We start from the raw sequence: 14,778 nt of genomic DNA, 5'->3' as shown, positions 1-14,778 counted from the left end.
GTCCGCTCACCCCCTGGGAACGACGAGCGAGCCGACGGTGGCCCCGGGATTCCAGGCGACCTTGGCCAGCAGCGCGCTGAAGCGCTGGCCGTGGCGGGCCACCGCGTCGACCGAGTGCAGGGCGGCGTCGCCCTCGATCTCGCCGCCCAGGCCGCGACCGTCGATCCGGGGCCGGTAGGCCAGCACGGCGTCGCCCAGCCACCAGGGGTCCGGCCTGGTCTTCACGATCCCGTAGGGGAACTCCACCTCGCCGGGCACGGCTGCGCCGGCCGAGCCGAGAACCGGCGGGTACGGACCGGCCGGGCGGGTGCCGGGCGGGCTCGGCGGCAGGAAGTTCAGGTTGACCGCGAAGACCGGCGGCCGCTGCCGTCCCAGCAGCGGCAGCAGCGTTCCCAGCGGCAGCCGGTGGTCGTAGGCGTCCAGCAGCGCCTCCCGCACCCGGTCCAGCAGTTGACCGAAGGTCGGGTTCCCGCCGGCGTCCACCACCAGCGGAAGCTGGTCCGTCAGACAGCCCACCGTCGAACGGAACCGGGGCAGTTCCCGGTTGCTCATGGTCAGTCCCAGCACCACCTTGCCGGCGTCCGCGCGTCCGCCGGTGTGTGCGGCGACCACGGCCGCGGCCAGCACCGCGGTCAGCGTGGTCCGGTGCCGGGCTGCCAACCGCTCCAGCGACTCCAGCACCTCCTTCGGGAGCAGCGGCAGCGACGGGCGCAGGGCCAGGTGCTCGGTGCCGGTGGCGACCGGCAGTCCCAACAGGTCGTCGGCCGAGCGCAGCGCGCTCACCCAGTGGTCCCGCTGCGCCGCGCTCGCCCGGACCGCGCGTTCGCGCACGGCGAAGTCGGCCATCTGGGCCCGGACCGGCGCCGGCTGTGCACCGGCCCAGAGCTGCTTGATCTCCTCGACCACGACCCGGCTCGCCGCCAGGTCGGAGACGGCATGGTGCATCCACAGGATCAGCAGATGGTCCTGCGGTCCGAATCCGTGCAGTTCGGCACGGGCCAACGGCCCGCCGTCCAACCGGAACGGGCGCTCGGAGCCGGCCAGCAGCAGGCGCGGGAGGACGTACTCCAGCGTGCCGCGGTGCCGGGCGGCCTCCAGCGGCAGCGAGCCGGTGGGCGCGATGCGCTGCGCCAGCACCCCGTCGGCGTTCCTCCCCAGCACGGTGCGCAGCGCCTCGTGGCGACCGACCAGGACCCCCAGCACCTGGTAGAGGTGCCCGACGTCGAACGTCCCGCGGAACCGCAGCACCGCCGGGACGTTGATGGCCGAGAGCCCCGAGGGCGGCCAGAGCGACTCCTGCGGGAAGGAGACCGGGCAGGTCCTGGCGGTGGCGACCGGCGCGGCCGCGTCGACCCGGGCGGTCACAGCAGTTCCCCGGCGGCCGCCGGAGCGCGGTCGACCCGGGCCGCGAACGCCCGCAGGCTGGTGGTGTCCAGCAGGTCGCGGAGCCGCAGCTCCTTGCCCAACTGCTCGGAGACCTGGGCGATCACCTCCATCGCCGTCAGCGACGAACCGCCGGCCCGCAGGAAGTCGTCGGTGGCCGACACCCGGTCGACGTCCAGGGCGACCGCCCAGATCTCGGCGACGGCCTCCTCGGTCCGGGTGGCCGGCGGCACATGGGTCTGCTCGCCGGAGCCCTCGGTCAGCAGGGTCCGCAGCTGTCGCTTGTCGATCTTGCCGAGCATGTTCCGGGGCAGATCGTCCATCACCACGATCCGGTGCGGCGCCGCCATCCCCTGCCGCTCCCGGACGTAGGCGCTCAGCGCCTCGGTGGACAGTCCGGGCGCGGCCCGCACCACCGCCATCACGCACTCGGTCAGCACCGGGTGCGGCACTCCGACCACGGCCGCCTCGATGACGCCGGGGTAGTCCATGATGCTGGCCTCGACGTCCAGGCTGGACACGTTGAGACCGCCGGTGTTGATCAGGTCCGGGTTGCGGTCGACGAGGTAGAAGTAGCCGTCCGCGTCCAGCGCGCCGATGTCCCCGGTACGGGTCCAGCCGTCCGCGAGGAACACCTGGGAGGCACTGCTCTCGCCGTCGTAGCGGCGCTGCGGCGCCTCACTGCGCAGCTGGACGTCCCCGGCCACCCCGGGCGGAGCGACCCGGCCGTCGGCGCCGACGATCCGCAGCTGTGATCCCGCCGACGGACGCCCCAGCGACTTGGGCCGGGCCGGGTCGTAGTCGGTGCCCATCCGACGCGGCCAGGACTCCGTGGTCGAGTAGACGTTGCGGATCCGCGCGGCGGGGAACAGTTCGGCCAGCTGCGCCAGGGTGGCCGGATGGATCGGCGCGCTGGTGGTGCGGACCTGACGCACCGAACCGAGCTCGTAGGAGCTCCGGGCCGCGGCGTTGACCAGCGCGATCGCCATGGCCGGCACCATCACCACATGGCTGGGCCGGTACTGCTCGACCGCCCGCAGCAGTGCCTGGGGGCTGAACCGGGGCAGGGTCAGCACGCCGTGCGGGCTCGGCCCCAGCGGCTGGACCAGCAGTCCCTGGCCCACCGTGGTCCCTGGCGGGAGGGAGTGCAGGGCGGTGCTGGCCTGCCGCGACAGCGAATGCATCAGCGGGTACAGGATGTTGGCGTGGGTGGCGACGACTCCCTTGGGGACCCCGGTGGTCCCCGAGGTGTAGATGATCTCGGCGTCGGACACGGGGGTGACCGCGACGCCGTCCCGGGTGGTCGGGATCCCGAACGTCGCCGTGGACCGGCCTTCGGCCAGTTCGGCCACGCCGGCGACCCAGCCGCAGCGCAGCCCCGACGGGACCGGCCCCACCGCGCCGACGGCGCCGGACGCCCGGAGTACCGTGGCGGTCTGCTCGGCGCCGGCCGCCTGCGAGACCGGCACCGCGACCGCACCGGTCTTGAGCACGGCGACCCAGGCCACCGCGTAGTCGATCCAGTCCGCGGTGGAGCACGGGAGCAGCACCCGGTCGCCGGGCACCACACCGCGGTCCACCAGCCCCCGGGCCACCGCGTTCGAGGACTCCTCCCAGGCCGCCAGGGTCAGCGCGGCCCCGTCGACGACCTGGTGCGCCACCGCCTCCGGCCGCTCGGCGGCCCGCTGCCGCAGCTGCGCCGGGACGGTCCAGTCGAGTGGGCAGCGGTAGGGCGTTTCGGGGTGCGGCGTCTCGATGTTCGGCGTCGGCCTGTTGCTCGGCGTCCTGTTGCTCGGCGTCCTGTTGCTCGGGGTCATGACTCTCCCTCCGGCAGGGCCGGAGAACCCCCCGATCGGTCCAGGAGTCCGCCCGCCACGCGGCGTAGCGATTCAGTACCACGACGCTATGCCCGTGCCATTGGCATTGTCTTCCGGCATATGACGGAATCTCGGATCCGCCGTAAGACGGACGGACCGCCCGTCACTCGTCCACCCCGTGGATGGGCTCAGGCCAGCGCCTCCGCGGCCTCGGCCGGGATCCGGACCGCCATGAAGCGCACCTCGCGGCGCTGCCGGAACCCGAGCGACTTGTAGAGCCGGATGGCGTTGGTGTTGCTCGCGGCGGCGTGCAGGAACGGGGTCTCCCCGCGGGCCCGGATGCCGTGCGCGACGGCCAGCACCAGTCGGCCGGCCAGACCCTGGCCGCGGTGGCTGTCGGCGGTGCAGACCGCGCTGATCTCGGTCCAGCCCGGCGGGTGCAGCCGCTCGCCGGCCATCGCCACCAGCCGCCCCTCGCGGCGGATGCCGAGGTAGCTGCCCATCTCGACGGTGCGCGGCAGGAACGGACCCGGCTTGGCCTGCTCCACCAGGGCCAGCATCTCCGGGACGTCGTCCGGGCCCAGCCGGACCGCCTCGTCGTCCGGGGCTGCGGCGACACCGTCGTCGACCAGTTGGACACCGGGCAGGTCCATCACCGTCTCCCAGTCGGCCGGCGGCGCGCCCGCCATCCCGGCCACCGGCACCACCGCGCCGGGCCCCATCAGCGCGGCCACATCGCGCCAGGTCTGCTCGTCGGGCTCGTCCGGCAGCGCCACGAAGACCGTGACGTCGGCGGGGTAGCGGAGCACCTCCCCCTTCCGCTCCGCGAAGTGCGCATGCGGTCCGAGCAGCGAGGCCCGGGCCGGATTGTCCAGCGGATGGGCGGCGGCGCTGTCTGGGGATTCTGCGGGCATGGCAGGAAGCCTCTCCGGTCATGGCGGTCGGTGGTCGTACCGCCGGGTTCGACGGGACACCGGCGGGCTTCGCGCTTACAGGACCCCTCGCACCTACCGGACCGGGGCGTCCTGTCGGGTCATCACCTGGAGCACCCCACCGCGGACGAGGGTTGCCGGTCAGCAAGCCAGGGCTTGACGCTGACACTCATGACCACGGATCACGGTAACCGCTCCGCCAACTCCGGGCAATCCCCACTCAGCCAGTGGACATTGCCCGCTCCGGCGCAGGTCGGAGCGGGAGCGGAACCGGATCAGAGCCGGGTCAGAGCCAGGTCAGCAGTGCGTAGCCCAGCGCCGCCGCGGCCAGGCCCAGACCCAGGCTGCCGACGGCGTTCAGCCCGGCCTCGGCCAGCGAGCCGTCCTCCATCAGCCGCACCGTCTCGTAGGAGAAGGTGGAGAAGGTGGTGAACCCGCCGCACACCCCGGTGCCCAGCAGCAGGCCGAGGTCGGGCACCAGGTGGTGGTGCGCGGACGCGGCACCCAGGGCGCCGAGGACGAAGGACCCGGTGACATTGATGACCAGGGTGCCCCAGGGGAAGACGCTGTCATGGCGCCGCTGCACGGCCCGGTCGGTCAGGAAGCGCAGCGGCGCGCCGACCATCCCGCCGAGGAAGACCATCAGGACCGGCATCAGGGCTCCCCCGCCGTCGTGGCCGACGGGTCGGCGGGCGGATCGGCGGGCGGGTCGGCCGGGGCGACGACCTCGACCTCCTCGACGGTGACCAGGCTGTGCGGGCTGATCCGGCGCAGCGTGGGCAGGAAGCCGCGGATCCGCTCCGGGGTGTCGATGATCACCACCAGCAGCGGCAGGCTGTCGGCCAGGTCCAGCAGCCGGGAGGTGTGCACGATCCGGGAGTTGCGGCCGAAGCCCTCCATCCCCCGGAAGACGCCGGCCCCGGCCAGCCCGGCGCGGTGCGCCCGGTGCACGATCTCGGTGTAGACCGGACGGTGCTGGAACTGCTCGCCGTCGGCCAGGTGCACGGTCAGCCGCAGGGCCGTGCCGGTCAGTTCCTCGCGCGGCTCGGCCGACCGGTCCTCGTCCCGGTCGTGGTCCCGGCGGCGGTGCAGCAACGGGCTCATCTGGACACTCCTTCGGCTTCGGCGGAGGGCTCCTCGGCGGGGCGGCTCGCCCGGGGCGGTGCGGTGGCGGTGCGGCCGCTGTCGCTGCGGCGGCTGGGGCCGCGGCGCACCGGGAGCCCGAACAGCCGCCGGACCAGGGCGACCCCGGTCCAGACCGCCGCCAGTCCGGCGATCAGGCTGCTCAGCGCGTAGGCGTCGGCGAGCGAGAGGTGGCCGGTGGCGATCAGGCCGCGGGTCTCGTTCATGTAGGTGGAGAAGGTGGTGAAGCCGCCCAGGATGCCGACCCCGAGGAACGGGCGGCGGTAGCGCGAGGGCGGCCAGACCTCGATGACGCAGACCATCAGCGCGCCCAGCAGCAGGCTGCCGAGCACATTGGTGGTGAACGTCGCCCAGGGGAAGCCGCCGGCCGGGGTGGCCCAGGCCTGCGCCAGGCCGTAGCGGGCGACGCTCCCCAGGCCACCGCCGATGGAGACGACGGCCAGGACATCCCAGAGCCGGGTCCGCCCCGGCTCCGGTTCGGATACGGGCATCAACGCTCCACGACGAGGTGAACGGGGCATGGCTCTCCTACCTGAAATCAGGGTCGCCGAAAGGTAGACCGCCAGGTAGGGACCGTTGGCAGCGGAATGCTGCGGTTCTACGGCGAGCCCCTCCGCCGTGGGTACGAGGATAGCGGGCGCCCAGACCGGAAGCGCGCACCACCCCCGCCGCCGTGCTCCGGCGTGGCGTGCGGCGCTGCCCGGACCGCGTCCGGCGCTGCTCAGGCCGGGCGGCGGGCCAGTACCAGGCGGCAGCGCGGGGCGCCGTCGGGGAGCTCGCCGAGCGCGGTCAGCGGGACGGTGGAGACGGCGAAGCCGGTCCGCTCCAACTCGGCCCGTACCGCCGGGAGCGGGAAGGTGCGGTAGTACATCACGAAGGTCGGGCGCAGCAGCGCGTTGCGGACCCGCATCCCCGCGTCGAATCCCCACAGCGCCCAGTACGGCCACGAGCCGACCCGGGGCGGGGCCGGGACCGGAAAGGCGAACAGGCCGCCGGGCCGCAGCGCCGCGTACGCCTGGGCGAACAGCCCCGGACGCTCCCGGGGCAGGAAGTGGCCGAAGGCGCCGAAGCTCACCGCCAGGTCGAACTCCGAGGCGAACGGCAGCCGGCGGACGTCCGCACGCACCCACTCCGTGTCCGGTTCCGTGTCCGGCACGGCCGCCCGCGCCACCTGCAGCATGCCGGCGCTGAAGTCCACCCCGACCACCCGCTTCCCGCACAGCCCGCGCAGCACCGCGGTGCCCGCGCCGGTGCCGCAGCAGAGGTCGACCCCGGCGCCGAACGGCCCCAGCGGTTCGAGCGCGCCGGCCACCGCGTCGAGCACCCGCTCGGAGGTGCGGAACGGGGTCCGGTCGAAGCTGGGGGCCAGCAGGTCGTAGCCGTGCTCGATGGAGGAGAGCGCCTGGACGGTGAGTTCGCGAAGCGTGGGGCCCTGCGGAGAGAACACCTCGGCAGCCTAGCGCGCGGTGCCGTCAGTGGGCGTGCGGCTGCTCCGGGCGCAGCACGTGCAGTCCGGGCAGGTTGACCACCACGGCCTCCTGGGTGCTGCGGGCGATCACCACCACGGCCTCGTCGTCCGGGTCCGGGTTCTCCTCGCGGTGCGGGACGAACGGCGGCACGAAGATGTAGTCGCCCGGACCGGTCCGCAGCCGGACCTCCTGCTCGGAGCCCCCGCCACCGCCACCGTCGCCGTCGCCGTCGCCGTCGGCCAGGAAGACGAACTCCGGGTGTCCGCTGACCACGTAGATCGCCGTCTCGGAGGCGCCGTGGTGGTGGTCGGCCGAGGCGGTCGCCGGGGCGACATGGGTCTGGCCCATCCACATCCGCTCGGAGCCGACCCGGGCGCCGCTGATCGCGGCGAACCGCCGCATCCCGCCGGTCTGGGCGGTGTCCCCGTCCAGGTCGTCGGCGCGGACGTGGTGCACCCGGAAGCGGGCCGCCGGGTCGGCGCCGGCCACGGGACGGTCCGGCAGGTCGGGGTGGAAGCCGTCGCAGGACGCCGGGCCTGCCGCGGCTGCCGCGGTGCTGCCGGAGGTGGCGGGCTGCGTGGTCATCGGGCCGTCCAGGGGCTGCGGGAGAGGGCGGGGACGTCTGCGACCGTAGGAGCCGGACGGAAAGGATGTCAAGAGGTGTCCATTGCCCGCAGGGGCCGTGGCACGGGATACTGACGACCATGCACATATCCGCGAAGGCGGACTACGCCGTGCGGGCCCTGCTCGAACTCGCCCAGGACACGGCGCGTCCGCTCACCTGCGAGAGCATCGCCTCCTCCCAGGAGATCCCGTTCAGATTCCTCAAGTCCGTCTTCGGCGACCTGCGCCGGGCCGGCCTGGTCCGCAGCCAGCGCGGCTGCGAGGGCGGCTACTGGCTGGGCAGGCCCGCCGACCAGATCAGCCTGCTCGACGTGATCCTGGCCGCCGACGGGGAGTTGATGACGCTGCGCGGGGAACCGCTGGGCGCGCTGGACTACCCCGGCGCGGCCTCCGGGGTGCCCGACGTCTGGCGCGACATCGAGGAGAGCGCCCGGCGGATCCTCGGCGGCACCACCCTGGCCTCGCTGCCGGCCGCTCGGGTCGCGGTGTGACGGCGCCGGCGCTGGAGGTCGTCGAGTACACCGACCCGCTCTGTCCCTGGGCCTGGGGCTCCGAGCCGGTGTTCCGCCGGCTGCGGCTGGAGCTGGCCGGACGGGCCCGCTGGCGCCGGGCCTACGCGATCCTGTTCGACACCGACGACGACCCGGCGCCCGACCCGGAGGCCGAGGCGCTCTGGTACAGCCGCTACGTCGCCGAGGTGGCCGCGCACACCGGGGCCCCGCGCACCGAGCGGCTGGACCGGGTGGCCCGCTCCAGCTGGCCCTCCGCGCTGGCGGCGCGCGCCGCCGAACTGCAGGGGCCGACCGTCGCCGAGCGGGTGCTGCGGCGGCTGCGCGAGTCGGTGTTCGTCCTGGGCCGCCCCGCCGACACCGAGCAGCGGGTGCTGGCCTGCCTGCGCGCGGTCCCCGGGCTGGACCTGGACCGGTTGCGCGCCGACGCCCGGTCCGACTTCGTGCTGGCCTCGGTGCGCTCGGACCGCGCCGAGGCGCGCGCACCGCTGCCCGAGGCGATGGACCCCGAGGACGCCACCGGACCGCACCCCGGCCGCGCCAAGGAGTTGGACGACGGTTTCCGCTACGCGCTGCCGACCCTGCTGCTGCGCGGTCCGCTGGGGTACCGGGTGGTGCCCGGATGGCGCCCGCACAGCGCCTGCGCCGAGGCGGTGCGGGCGGTCGGCGGCACCCTGGACGCGGCCCCGGAACTGCCCTCGGCCGATGCCGCGCTGGAGCTCCACCGAAGCCTGACCGAACCGGAGTTGGCCCTGCTGACCACCCCCGGCACACCCCCTGAGCAGGGCCTTCGGCTGGACACCGCCGGCGGGCCGCTGTGGCTGCACCCGGACGAGGCGGCCGGGCATCCGGCGCTGACCGGATCGGCCGCCGGCTGACGTCCACTCAAAGAGACACCTCTTGGTGTCCATTGACAGCGGGCCTCCCGGCCCGCCACGATAGGCACATGCTTACGACGCACCCCGCCGTGGTGTGCCGCTACGTGGACCTGCGGCGCACCTCCAGCGCCCTCTGTCGCTGACCCGCCGCCCCGGGCCCATCCGGCCGCCGCACACCCGCGGCCGCCGCGCCCCGGCCGTCCCGCGCCCCTCGTACTCGTGCTCCGACATTCCGGGGAGCGACCGGTCCCCGTCGGTTGAAGCCGAGTAGTCCACTGCTCCGTAGAGCATCTCCCGCAGACATCCGCAGGCAGCTGCGTCCCACTCGACCGACACCGCCGTCGGTCGGCGCCGCCCGCACCGCCCCGTCTGCCGCCTGCTGCTGCCCTCCCCCATGCCTGCCCGCGCCGCCGGCCGCCAGTGGCCCGGCGCCCCGCGCTGCCCGTGCTCCCCCGCCAGGGGGCGATTCGGCGCGCCCCGACCGAAGGTGACGCCCCATCATGACTTCTGCTCTCGCCAGACGCTCGTTCCTCGGACTCGGCCTCGGGGCCGGTGCCGCCGTCGCTCTGACCGCCTGCGGCAGCTCCAGCGGTGCGGGCGCCTCCGGCACCGGGACCGGCACGCTGAAGTGGGGCTGGGAGCTGCCGACCTCCTGGGACCCGGTGTTCTCCTCGGCCGGCTGGGACGTCCACGACCTCTCGCTGGTCTACGCGGCGCTGACCAAGCTCGACGCCAACGGCAATCCGGTCCCGGCGCTGGCCTCGCACTGGTCCTACAACGCCACCGGCACCGAGATCACCTTCACCCTGCGCTCCGGACTGACCTTCAGCGACGGCAGCGCGCTGGACGCGACCGCGGTGAAGAAGAGCCTGGACCGGGGCCGCACCGACCCCAAGTCGCTGGTCGCCGCACAGCTCGCGCACGTCTCGCAGGTGACCGCGGGCAGCCCGACCACGGTGGTGCTGAAGCTCACCCAGGCCGACTACCAGATACCCAGCCTGCTGGCCGGGAAGACCGGGATGATCGTCAGCCCCAAGGCCTTCGAGGCGAACGCCGCCGGGCTGGCCACCCAGCCGGTCGGCGCGGGTCCGTTCACCCTCAGCTCCTACACCCAGAACGCCAAGGCCGTGCTGCGGCGCAACCCCGGCTACTGGGACGCGGCCAACATCAAGCTCACCGGCTTCGAGGTGTACCCGCTGCCGGACGCCTCCACCGTGGTCGCCTCGCTGCAGTCCGGCCAGTACAACGTGGCCCAGATACCCGGCAGCCAGGTCGCCGCCGCCAAGGCGGCCGGCCTGGAGGTGCAGGTGATCCCCTCGATGGTGGTCGCCGTGCTGGACGTCAACTCGGGCAAGGCCCCGCTGACCGACCCGGACGTCGCCCTGGCGCTGCAGTACGCCATCGACCGCCAGGCGCTGCTGAAGACCGCGCAGTTCGGCTACGGCACCGTCAGCAACCAGCCCTTCCCGCCCGGCTACGTCGGCCACGACACCGCCTCCGACAGCCTCTACCCCTACGACCCGGCCAAGGCCAAGGCCCTGCTGGCCAAGGCGGGACACGCCGGTGGCCTGGACCTGACGCTGACCACCACCGCCGCCGAGGGCGTCCCGGAACAGATCCAGGCGCAGCTCAAGGCCGTCGGCATCAACGCGAAGATCTCGGTGATCCCGGCCGCGCAGGCCACCCAGGTCGCCTACGTCCAGCACTCCCAGCAGGTCTTCGTGGACCAGTTCGCCGGACGCGACTCCGCGGCCCAGGCCTTCCAGGTGCTGTTCGGCCCGCAGGGGCTGATGAACCCGGGCCGCAGCACCCCGCCGGAGCTGCTGGCCGCGGTGGCGAAGGTCTCGGCGACCCCGCTGGACTCCCCCCACTACGCCGAGGTGCTGCAGGCGGCCACCGCGCTCGCGGTGCGCACCATGCCCAATGTCTTCCTCTACACCGTTCCGCGCATCCTGGCCCGGCACAAGAGCGTCTCGCAGCTCCCGGCCGACGTCGTGGTGCAGCGCTTCGAGGGGGTGACCGTCTCGTGAGCGCCGCCCTGCCGGCCCGCATCGCCCGGGCCCCCAAGCCGCTGGCCCAGGGGCTGCTCACCACCGCGACGGTGTTCCTGCTGGCGTCGGTGCTGACCTTCGGCCTGGGCGCGCTGTCCAGTGCCAACCCGGGTGCGGCGGTGCTCGGCGACACCGCCACCCCGGCCGACATCGCCCGGATGAACCATCAGTTCGGCCTGGACCGCCCACTTCCGGTGCAGTTCCTCAGCTGGCTGGGCCACGCCCTCCACGGCGACCTGGGCCGTTCCTGGTTCACCACCGTGCCGGTGGCCCAGAGCGTCTGGCAGGCGCTGCCGGTGGACCTCTCGGTGGCCGGTCTGGCGCTGCTGATGGCGGTGCTGCTCGGCGGCGCCGGCGGGATCGCCGCCGCGCTGAGCAACGGCGGCAAGGTGGACCGGGCGGTGACCGCGGTCTGCGCGGTGCTGGGCACGCTGCCGGCGTTCGTGATCGCCATCGGTCTGATCGCGGTGGTCTCGGTGCAGTTGGGCGCGCTGCCCTCGGGCGGTTACGTCCCGTTCGGCCAGGACCCGGTCCAGTGGCTGCGGTTCTCGCTGCTGCCGGCCTTCGCGCTCAGCCTGGAGGCCGCCGCCGGGATCGCCCGGCAGCTGCGCACCTCGCTGGTGGGCGCGCTCCGGGAGAACTACGTGACCGGGGCGTCGATGCGCGGACTGTCCTCGCGCCGGGTGCTGTTCGGCCATGTGCTGCGCAACGCGGCCGGACCGGCGCTGACGGTGCTGGGCATGAGCGTGCCGATGCTGATCGGCGGCGCGGTGGTGACCGAGCGGATCTTCAACCTGCCCGGCATCGCCCAACTGGCGCTGCAGGCGGCCCAGGAGCACGACGTCCCGGTGATCCAGGGCACCCTGCTGGTCACCACGAGCGTGGTGCTGATCGCCAACCTGGCCGTCAACGCCGGGCTGGCGGCGCTCAACCCGGCTGCGCGGCGCGGGCGCAGGGGCGCCGCCGCCTCCGGCGACCCGGTCGCGATCAGCATCCCGGAAGGGGCGACGGCATGAGGACGCTGCGGAACACCCTGCGGGTCCCGGTCGCCCGCGGCGCGCTGGCGGTGCTGCTGCTGGTGGCCCTGCTTGCGGTGTTCGGCGGGCAGTTGGCGCCGCAGGACCCGCTGGCCCAGGACACCGCCCACGTCCTCCAGGGACCCAGCGGCGCCCATCTGCTGGGCACCGACTACCTGGGCCGCGACGTGCTCAGCCGGCTGCTCTCCGGCACCGGTCTGTCGGTGGCCGGCGCGCTGGAGGCCGTCGGGGCGGCGCTGGTGCTCGGCATCGTCCCGGGGCTGGCCTCGCTCTGGCTCGGCCGGGTCTTCGAGTGGACCGCGCTGCGGGCCGTCGACGCGCTGATGGCACTGCCGTTCACGCTGTTCGCCATCGCGGCGGTCGGCGTGCTGGGCAACGGACTGCACCAGGCGATGCTGGCCCTGGGCGTACTGCTGGCCCCGCTGTTCTTCCGGGTCACCCGGGCCGCCGCGCTGGGGCTGCGTCAGGTCCCCTACGTGGAGGCGGCCGAGCTGATGGGGGCCTCGCGCAGCTGGGTGCTGCGCCGTCACATCTGGAGCAAGGTGCTGCCGACCGTGGCGGTGACCACCGCCCAGGCGCTGGCGACCAGCCTGCTCACGGTCACCTCGCTGACCTTCCTCGGCCTGGGGGTCCAGCCGCCCGCACCCACCTGGGGCGGGATGCTCGCCTCCGACCTGGGCTTCCTGGCCCAGCAGCCCTGGGCCCCGGTACTGCCCGGGGTGCTGATCATGCTGACCGTCGGTGCGCTGCACCTGCTGGCGGACGCCCTGCGGGACGGCGGCGCCGCGGACGCGGTGCGTCCGGTCCGGGCCGCGGCCACCGCCCCCGTCCGAGAGGAGAAGGCCGATGCCGCTGTCGCCGCCTGAACAGGCCCCGGAGGTACTGGCCGTGGAGGGTCTGCGGATCACCGTCAACGGCGGCCGGACCGAGGCCGTGCGCGACGTCTCCTTCACGGTCAGGGCCGGGGAGTCGGTCGGTCTGGTCGGCGAGTCCGGCAGCGGCAAGACGCTGACCTGCCGCTCCGTCCTCGGGGTGCTGCCTCCCGGCTGCGCCGTCGCCGAGGGGACGGCCCGGCTGGGCGACACCGAGCTCACCGCGCTGGACCGGCGCGGCTGGGAGCGGCTGCGCGGGCAGCGGCTCGGCGCGGTGTTCCAGGACCCGGCCTCCTACCTCAACCCCTCGCTGACGGTGGGTCGGCAGCTGGCCGAACCGCTGCGGGTGCGCCAGGGCCTGTCCCGGTCCGAGGCCCGGGAGCGGGCGGTGCAGCTGCTGGGCGCGGTCGGGCTGCACCAGCCGGAGGAGGTGTTCCACCGCTACCCCTTCGAACTGTCCGGCGGAATGCTGCAGCGGGTGCTGATCGCCACCGCGGTCGCCGGCGACCCCGAGCTGCTGGTGGCGGACGAGGCCACCACGGCGCTGGACACCGTGGTCCAGGCGGAGGTGCTGGACCTGCTGGCGCAGCTGCGCGCCGAGCGCGGCCTGGCGCTGCTGCTGGTCAGCCACGACCTGGCGGTGGTCGCCGAGGTCTGCGACCGGATCCTGGTGTTCTACGCCGGCGAGGTGGTCGAGGACGGCCCCACCGAGCAGGTGCTGGCGGCCCCGGCCCACCCCTACACCGAGGCGCTGCTGCGGGTGGCCTCCATCGGCGACTGGGGGCGGCGCGAACTCGCCGTCATCCCCGGACGGCCGCCGGAGGCGGGCGAGGCCCCCACCGGCTGCCGGTTCGCGGACCGCTGCGAGTACGCGGCGCCGCAGTGCCGCAGCGACCAGCCGGTGCCGCTGCGCCCGGCCGGCGAGGGCCGCAGGACCCGCTGCGTGCGCGCGGACGACTTGGCGCTGGCCGGAACCGGACGCGAGGAGGTGACCGCATGACCGCGGAACAGAGCACGGACGCGCTGCTCCAGGTCGAGGACCTGAGTGTGGCCTTCGGCCGGCGGGCCGGCCGGCCCGGGCAGCAGGTGCTGCACGGGGTGTCGCTGCAGGCCCGGGCCGGCGAGATCCTGGGCGTGATCGGTGAGACCGGCTCGGGCAAGACCACCCTGGCCCGCTCGGTGGTCGGGCTGTCCCCGGTCACCGGCGGACGGATCCTGGTCGACGGCGCCGAGGTCACCGGTCTGCGCGGACGGGCGCTGCGCGAGTTCCGCCGCTCGGGCGCGGTGCAGTACCTGTTCCAGGACCCGCTGCGGTCGCTGGACCCCGATCTGACGGTACGTGAACTGATCGGCGAGCCACTGGCCGTCGCTGCCGGACGGGCCGGCCGCGAGGAGCGGGCCGACCGGGTGCTCGGGGCACTGCAGCAGGTCGGCCTGGACGCCGCCCTGGCGGACAGGCTGCCCGGTCAGCTCTCCGGCGGCCAGCGGCAGCGGGTCGCCATCGCCCGCGCCGTGGTCACCCGGCCCCGGCTGCTGCTGGCCGACGAGCCGGTCAGCGCCCTGGACGCGTCCAACCGCAACCATGTGCTGCGGCTGTTCGACCGGCTGCGGACCGAGCTGGACCTGGCGGTCGTGGTGATCTCGCACGACCTCAGCTCGCTGGCCGGGATCGCCGACCGGATCGCGGTGCTCTACCGCGGACGGCTGGTCGAACAGGGCCCGACCACCGAGGTGCTGTCGCAACCGCTGCACCCCTACACCGCGCTGCTCACCGCCTCCGCGCCGAGCGTGCGCCGCGAGCACGACCTGCACCCGGCCCAGCTGCGGGCGGGGCTGCCGCGCCCGGCCTGGACGCTGGCGCAGCCGGCCGAGGGCTGCGGCTTCGCGGCGCGCTGCCGGTTCGCAGAGGAGGCCTGCCGGGCGCAGCCCTCCCTGCAGCCCCGGGTCGGCAGTCGCGAGGTGGCCTGCCACCACGCGGACGACTGGCGGGCCGGGCTCACGAAGACCGAGCCCATGCTCACCCGCTGACGACTGATCAATTAATCGACAAAGATCCAGAACAG

Annotated in this window: 15 protein-coding genes and 1 riboswitch; of the genes, 7 read left to right on the top strand and 8 right to left on the bottom strand. The window is 74.1% G+C overall.

All coding sequences use genetic code 11. The features are described 5' to 3' along the window. Positions 1-6: 6 nt before the first annotated feature. From IF29_RS0126695 to IF29_RS0126660, 8 genes are all read right to left on the bottom strand, one after another. Positions 7-1,365 carry a condensation domain-containing protein gene (locus IF29_RS0126695; protein WP_030259927.1) on the bottom strand — a complete coding sequence of 453 codons (1,359 nt, stop codon included), beginning with the start codon at positions 1,363-1,365 and terminating at the stop codon, positions 7-9. Beyond that, the gene (locus IF29_RS0126690; RefSeq protein WP_051726041.1) at positions 1,362-3,200 is read right to left on the bottom strand and encodes an AMP-binding protein; all 1,839 of its coding nucleotides are present in this window, start codon (positions 3,198-3,200) and stop codon (positions 1,362-1,364) included. The genes IF29_RS0126695 and IF29_RS0126690 overlap by 4 nt, the downstream gene beginning before the upstream one ends. A gap of 188 nt (positions 3,201-3,388) precedes the next feature. Then, positions 3,389-4,114, bottom strand: a complete 726-nt coding sequence (locus tag IF29_RS0126685; protein ID WP_030259922.1) for a GNAT family N-acetyltransferase — start codon at positions 4,112-4,114, stop codon at positions 3,389-3,391. 66 nt (positions 4,115-4,180) lie between these two features. Further along, positions 4,181-4,309: riboswitch (SAM riboswitch) on the bottom strand. A gap of 109 nt (positions 4,310-4,418) precedes the next feature. Beyond that, positions 4,419-4,787 carry a fluoride efflux transporter CrcB gene (gene crcB / locus IF29_RS0126680; protein WP_030259920.1) on the bottom strand — a complete coding sequence of 123 codons (369 nt, stop codon included), beginning with the start codon at positions 4,785-4,787 and terminating at the stop codon, positions 4,419-4,421. Beyond that, positions 4,787-5,236: a DUF190 domain-containing protein gene (locus IF29_RS0126675; RefSeq protein ID WP_084715002.1), complete on the bottom strand. Its 450-nt coding sequence runs from the start codon at positions 5,234-5,236 to the stop codon at positions 4,787-4,789. The genes crcB and IF29_RS0126675 overlap by 1 nt, the downstream gene beginning before the upstream one ends. Then, a complete protein-coding gene (locus IF29_RS42390) occupies positions 5,233-5,766 on the bottom strand; it encodes a fluoride efflux transporter FluC (protein ID WP_063757614.1) in 534 nt (177 codons plus the stop codon). The genes IF29_RS0126675 and IF29_RS42390 overlap by 4 nt, the downstream gene beginning before the upstream one ends. A gap of 230 nt (positions 5,767-5,996) precedes the next feature. Then, the gene (locus IF29_RS0126665) at positions 5,997-6,722 is read right to left on the bottom strand and encodes a class I SAM-dependent methyltransferase (protein WP_030259911.1); all 726 of its coding nucleotides are present in this window, start codon (positions 6,720-6,722) and stop codon (positions 5,997-5,999) included. A 25-nt stretch (positions 6,723-6,747) separates the two neighbouring features. Next, positions 6,748-7,329: a cupin domain-containing protein gene (locus tag IF29_RS0126660; RefSeq protein WP_030259908.1), complete on the bottom strand. Its 582-nt coding sequence runs from the start codon at positions 7,327-7,329 to the stop codon at positions 6,748-6,750. 119 nt (positions 7,330-7,448) lie between these two features. Here IF29_RS0126660 and IF29_RS0126655 point away from each other — a divergent pair, with 119 nt between their 5' ends. The 7 genes from IF29_RS0126655 to IF29_RS0126625 all read left to right on the top strand — a co-directional run bounded on the left by IF29_RS0126655 (position 7,449) and on the right by IF29_RS0126625 (position 14,743). Then, positions 7,449-7,859 carry an RrF2 family transcriptional regulator gene (locus tag IF29_RS0126655; RefSeq protein WP_030259905.1) on the top strand — a complete coding sequence of 137 codons (411 nt, stop codon included), beginning with the start codon at positions 7,449-7,451 and terminating at the stop codon, positions 7,857-7,859. Continuing rightward, the gene (locus IF29_RS0126650) at positions 7,856-8,755 is read left to right on the top strand and encodes a DsbA family oxidoreductase (protein ID WP_030259895.1); all 900 of its coding nucleotides are present in this window, start codon (positions 7,856-7,858) and stop codon (positions 8,753-8,755) included. The genes IF29_RS0126655 and IF29_RS0126650 overlap by 4 nt, the downstream gene beginning before the upstream one ends. A gap of 500 nt (positions 8,756-9,255) precedes the next feature. Next, a complete protein-coding gene (locus IF29_RS46290) occupies positions 9,256-10,785 on the top strand; it encodes an ABC transporter substrate-binding protein (protein ID WP_030259892.1) in 1,530 nt (509 codons plus the stop codon). Next, the gene (locus IF29_RS46285; RefSeq protein ID WP_051726040.1) at positions 10,782-11,822 is read left to right on the top strand and encodes an ABC transporter permease; all 1,041 of its coding nucleotides are present in this window, start codon (positions 10,782-10,784) and stop codon (positions 11,820-11,822) included. Before IF29_RS46290 ends, IF29_RS46285 begins: the two co-directional genes overlap by 4 nt. After that, positions 11,819-12,709: an ABC transporter permease gene (locus IF29_RS0126635; protein WP_030259887.1), complete on the top strand. Its 891-nt coding sequence runs from the start codon at positions 11,819-11,821 to the stop codon at positions 12,707-12,709. The genes IF29_RS46285 and IF29_RS0126635 overlap by 4 nt, the downstream gene beginning before the upstream one ends. Beyond that, positions 12,690-13,715 (top strand): ABC transporter ATP-binding protein, encoded by a 1,026-nt coding sequence (locus IF29_RS0126630; protein ID WP_037596737.1) that lies wholly within the window; start codon positions 12,690-12,692, stop codon positions 13,713-13,715. Before IF29_RS0126635 ends, IF29_RS0126630 begins: the two co-directional genes overlap by 20 nt. Further along, positions 13,712-14,743 carry an ABC transporter ATP-binding protein gene (locus tag IF29_RS0126625; RefSeq protein WP_051726039.1) on the top strand — a complete coding sequence of 344 codons (1,032 nt, stop codon included), beginning with the start codon at positions 13,712-13,714 and terminating at the stop codon, positions 14,741-14,743. Before IF29_RS0126630 ends, IF29_RS0126625 begins: the two co-directional genes overlap by 4 nt. Positions 14,744-14,778 lie beyond the last annotated feature (35 nt).

Origin of the sequence: Streptacidiphilus jeojiense, from assembly GCF_000719095.1 — a bacterium.
GTDB classification, from domain to species: domain Bacteria; phylum Actinomycetota; class Actinomycetes; order Streptomycetales; family Streptomycetaceae; genus Streptacidiphilus; species Streptacidiphilus jeojiensis.
This window is presented reverse-complemented; position numbering and strand designations above follow the sequence as displayed.

Bases quoted from the DNA above. Each gene is read 5' to 3' on its own strand.
- IF29_RS0126690 (WP_051726041.1), bottom strand. From the start codon at position 3,200: ATGACCCCGAGCAACAGGACGCCGAGCAACAGGACGCCGAGCAACAGG.
- IF29_RS0126685 (WP_030259922.1), bottom strand. From the start codon at position 4,114: ATGCCCGCAGAATCCCCAGACAGCGCCGCCGCCCATCCGCTGGACAAT.
- crcB (WP_030259920.1), bottom strand. From the start codon at position 4,787: ATGCCGGTCCTGATGGTCTTCCTCGGCGGGATGGTCGGCGCGCCGCTG.
- IF29_RS0126675 (WP_084715002.1), bottom strand. From the start codon at position 5,236: ATGAGCCCGTTGCTGCACCGCCGCCGGGACCACGACCGGGACGAGGAC.
- IF29_RS42390 (WP_063757614.1), bottom strand. From the start codon at position 5,766: ATGCCCGTATCCGAACCGGAGCCGGGGCGGACCCGGCTCTGGGATGTC.
- IF29_RS0126660 (WP_030259908.1), bottom strand. From the start codon at position 7,329: ATGACCACGCAGCCCGCCACCTCCGGCAGCACCGCGGCAGCCGCGGCA.
- IF29_RS0126655 (WP_030259905.1), top strand. From the start codon at position 7,449: ATGCACATATCCGCGAAGGCGGACTACGCCGTGCGGGCCCTGCTCGAA.
- IF29_RS46290 (WP_030259892.1), top strand. From the start codon at position 9,256: ATGACTTCTGCTCTCGCCAGACGCTCGTTCCTCGGACTCGGCCTCGGG.
- IF29_RS0126635 (WP_030259887.1), top strand. From the start codon at position 11,819: ATGAGGACGCTGCGGAACACCCTGCGGGTCCCGGTCGCCCGCGGCGCG.
- IF29_RS0126630 (WP_037596737.1), top strand. From the start codon at position 12,690: ATGCCGCTGTCGCCGCCTGAACAGGCCCCGGAGGTACTGGCCGTGGAG.
- IF29_RS0126625 (WP_051726039.1), top strand. From the start codon at position 13,712: ATGACCGCGGAACAGAGCACGGACGCGCTGCTCCAGGTCGAGGACCTG.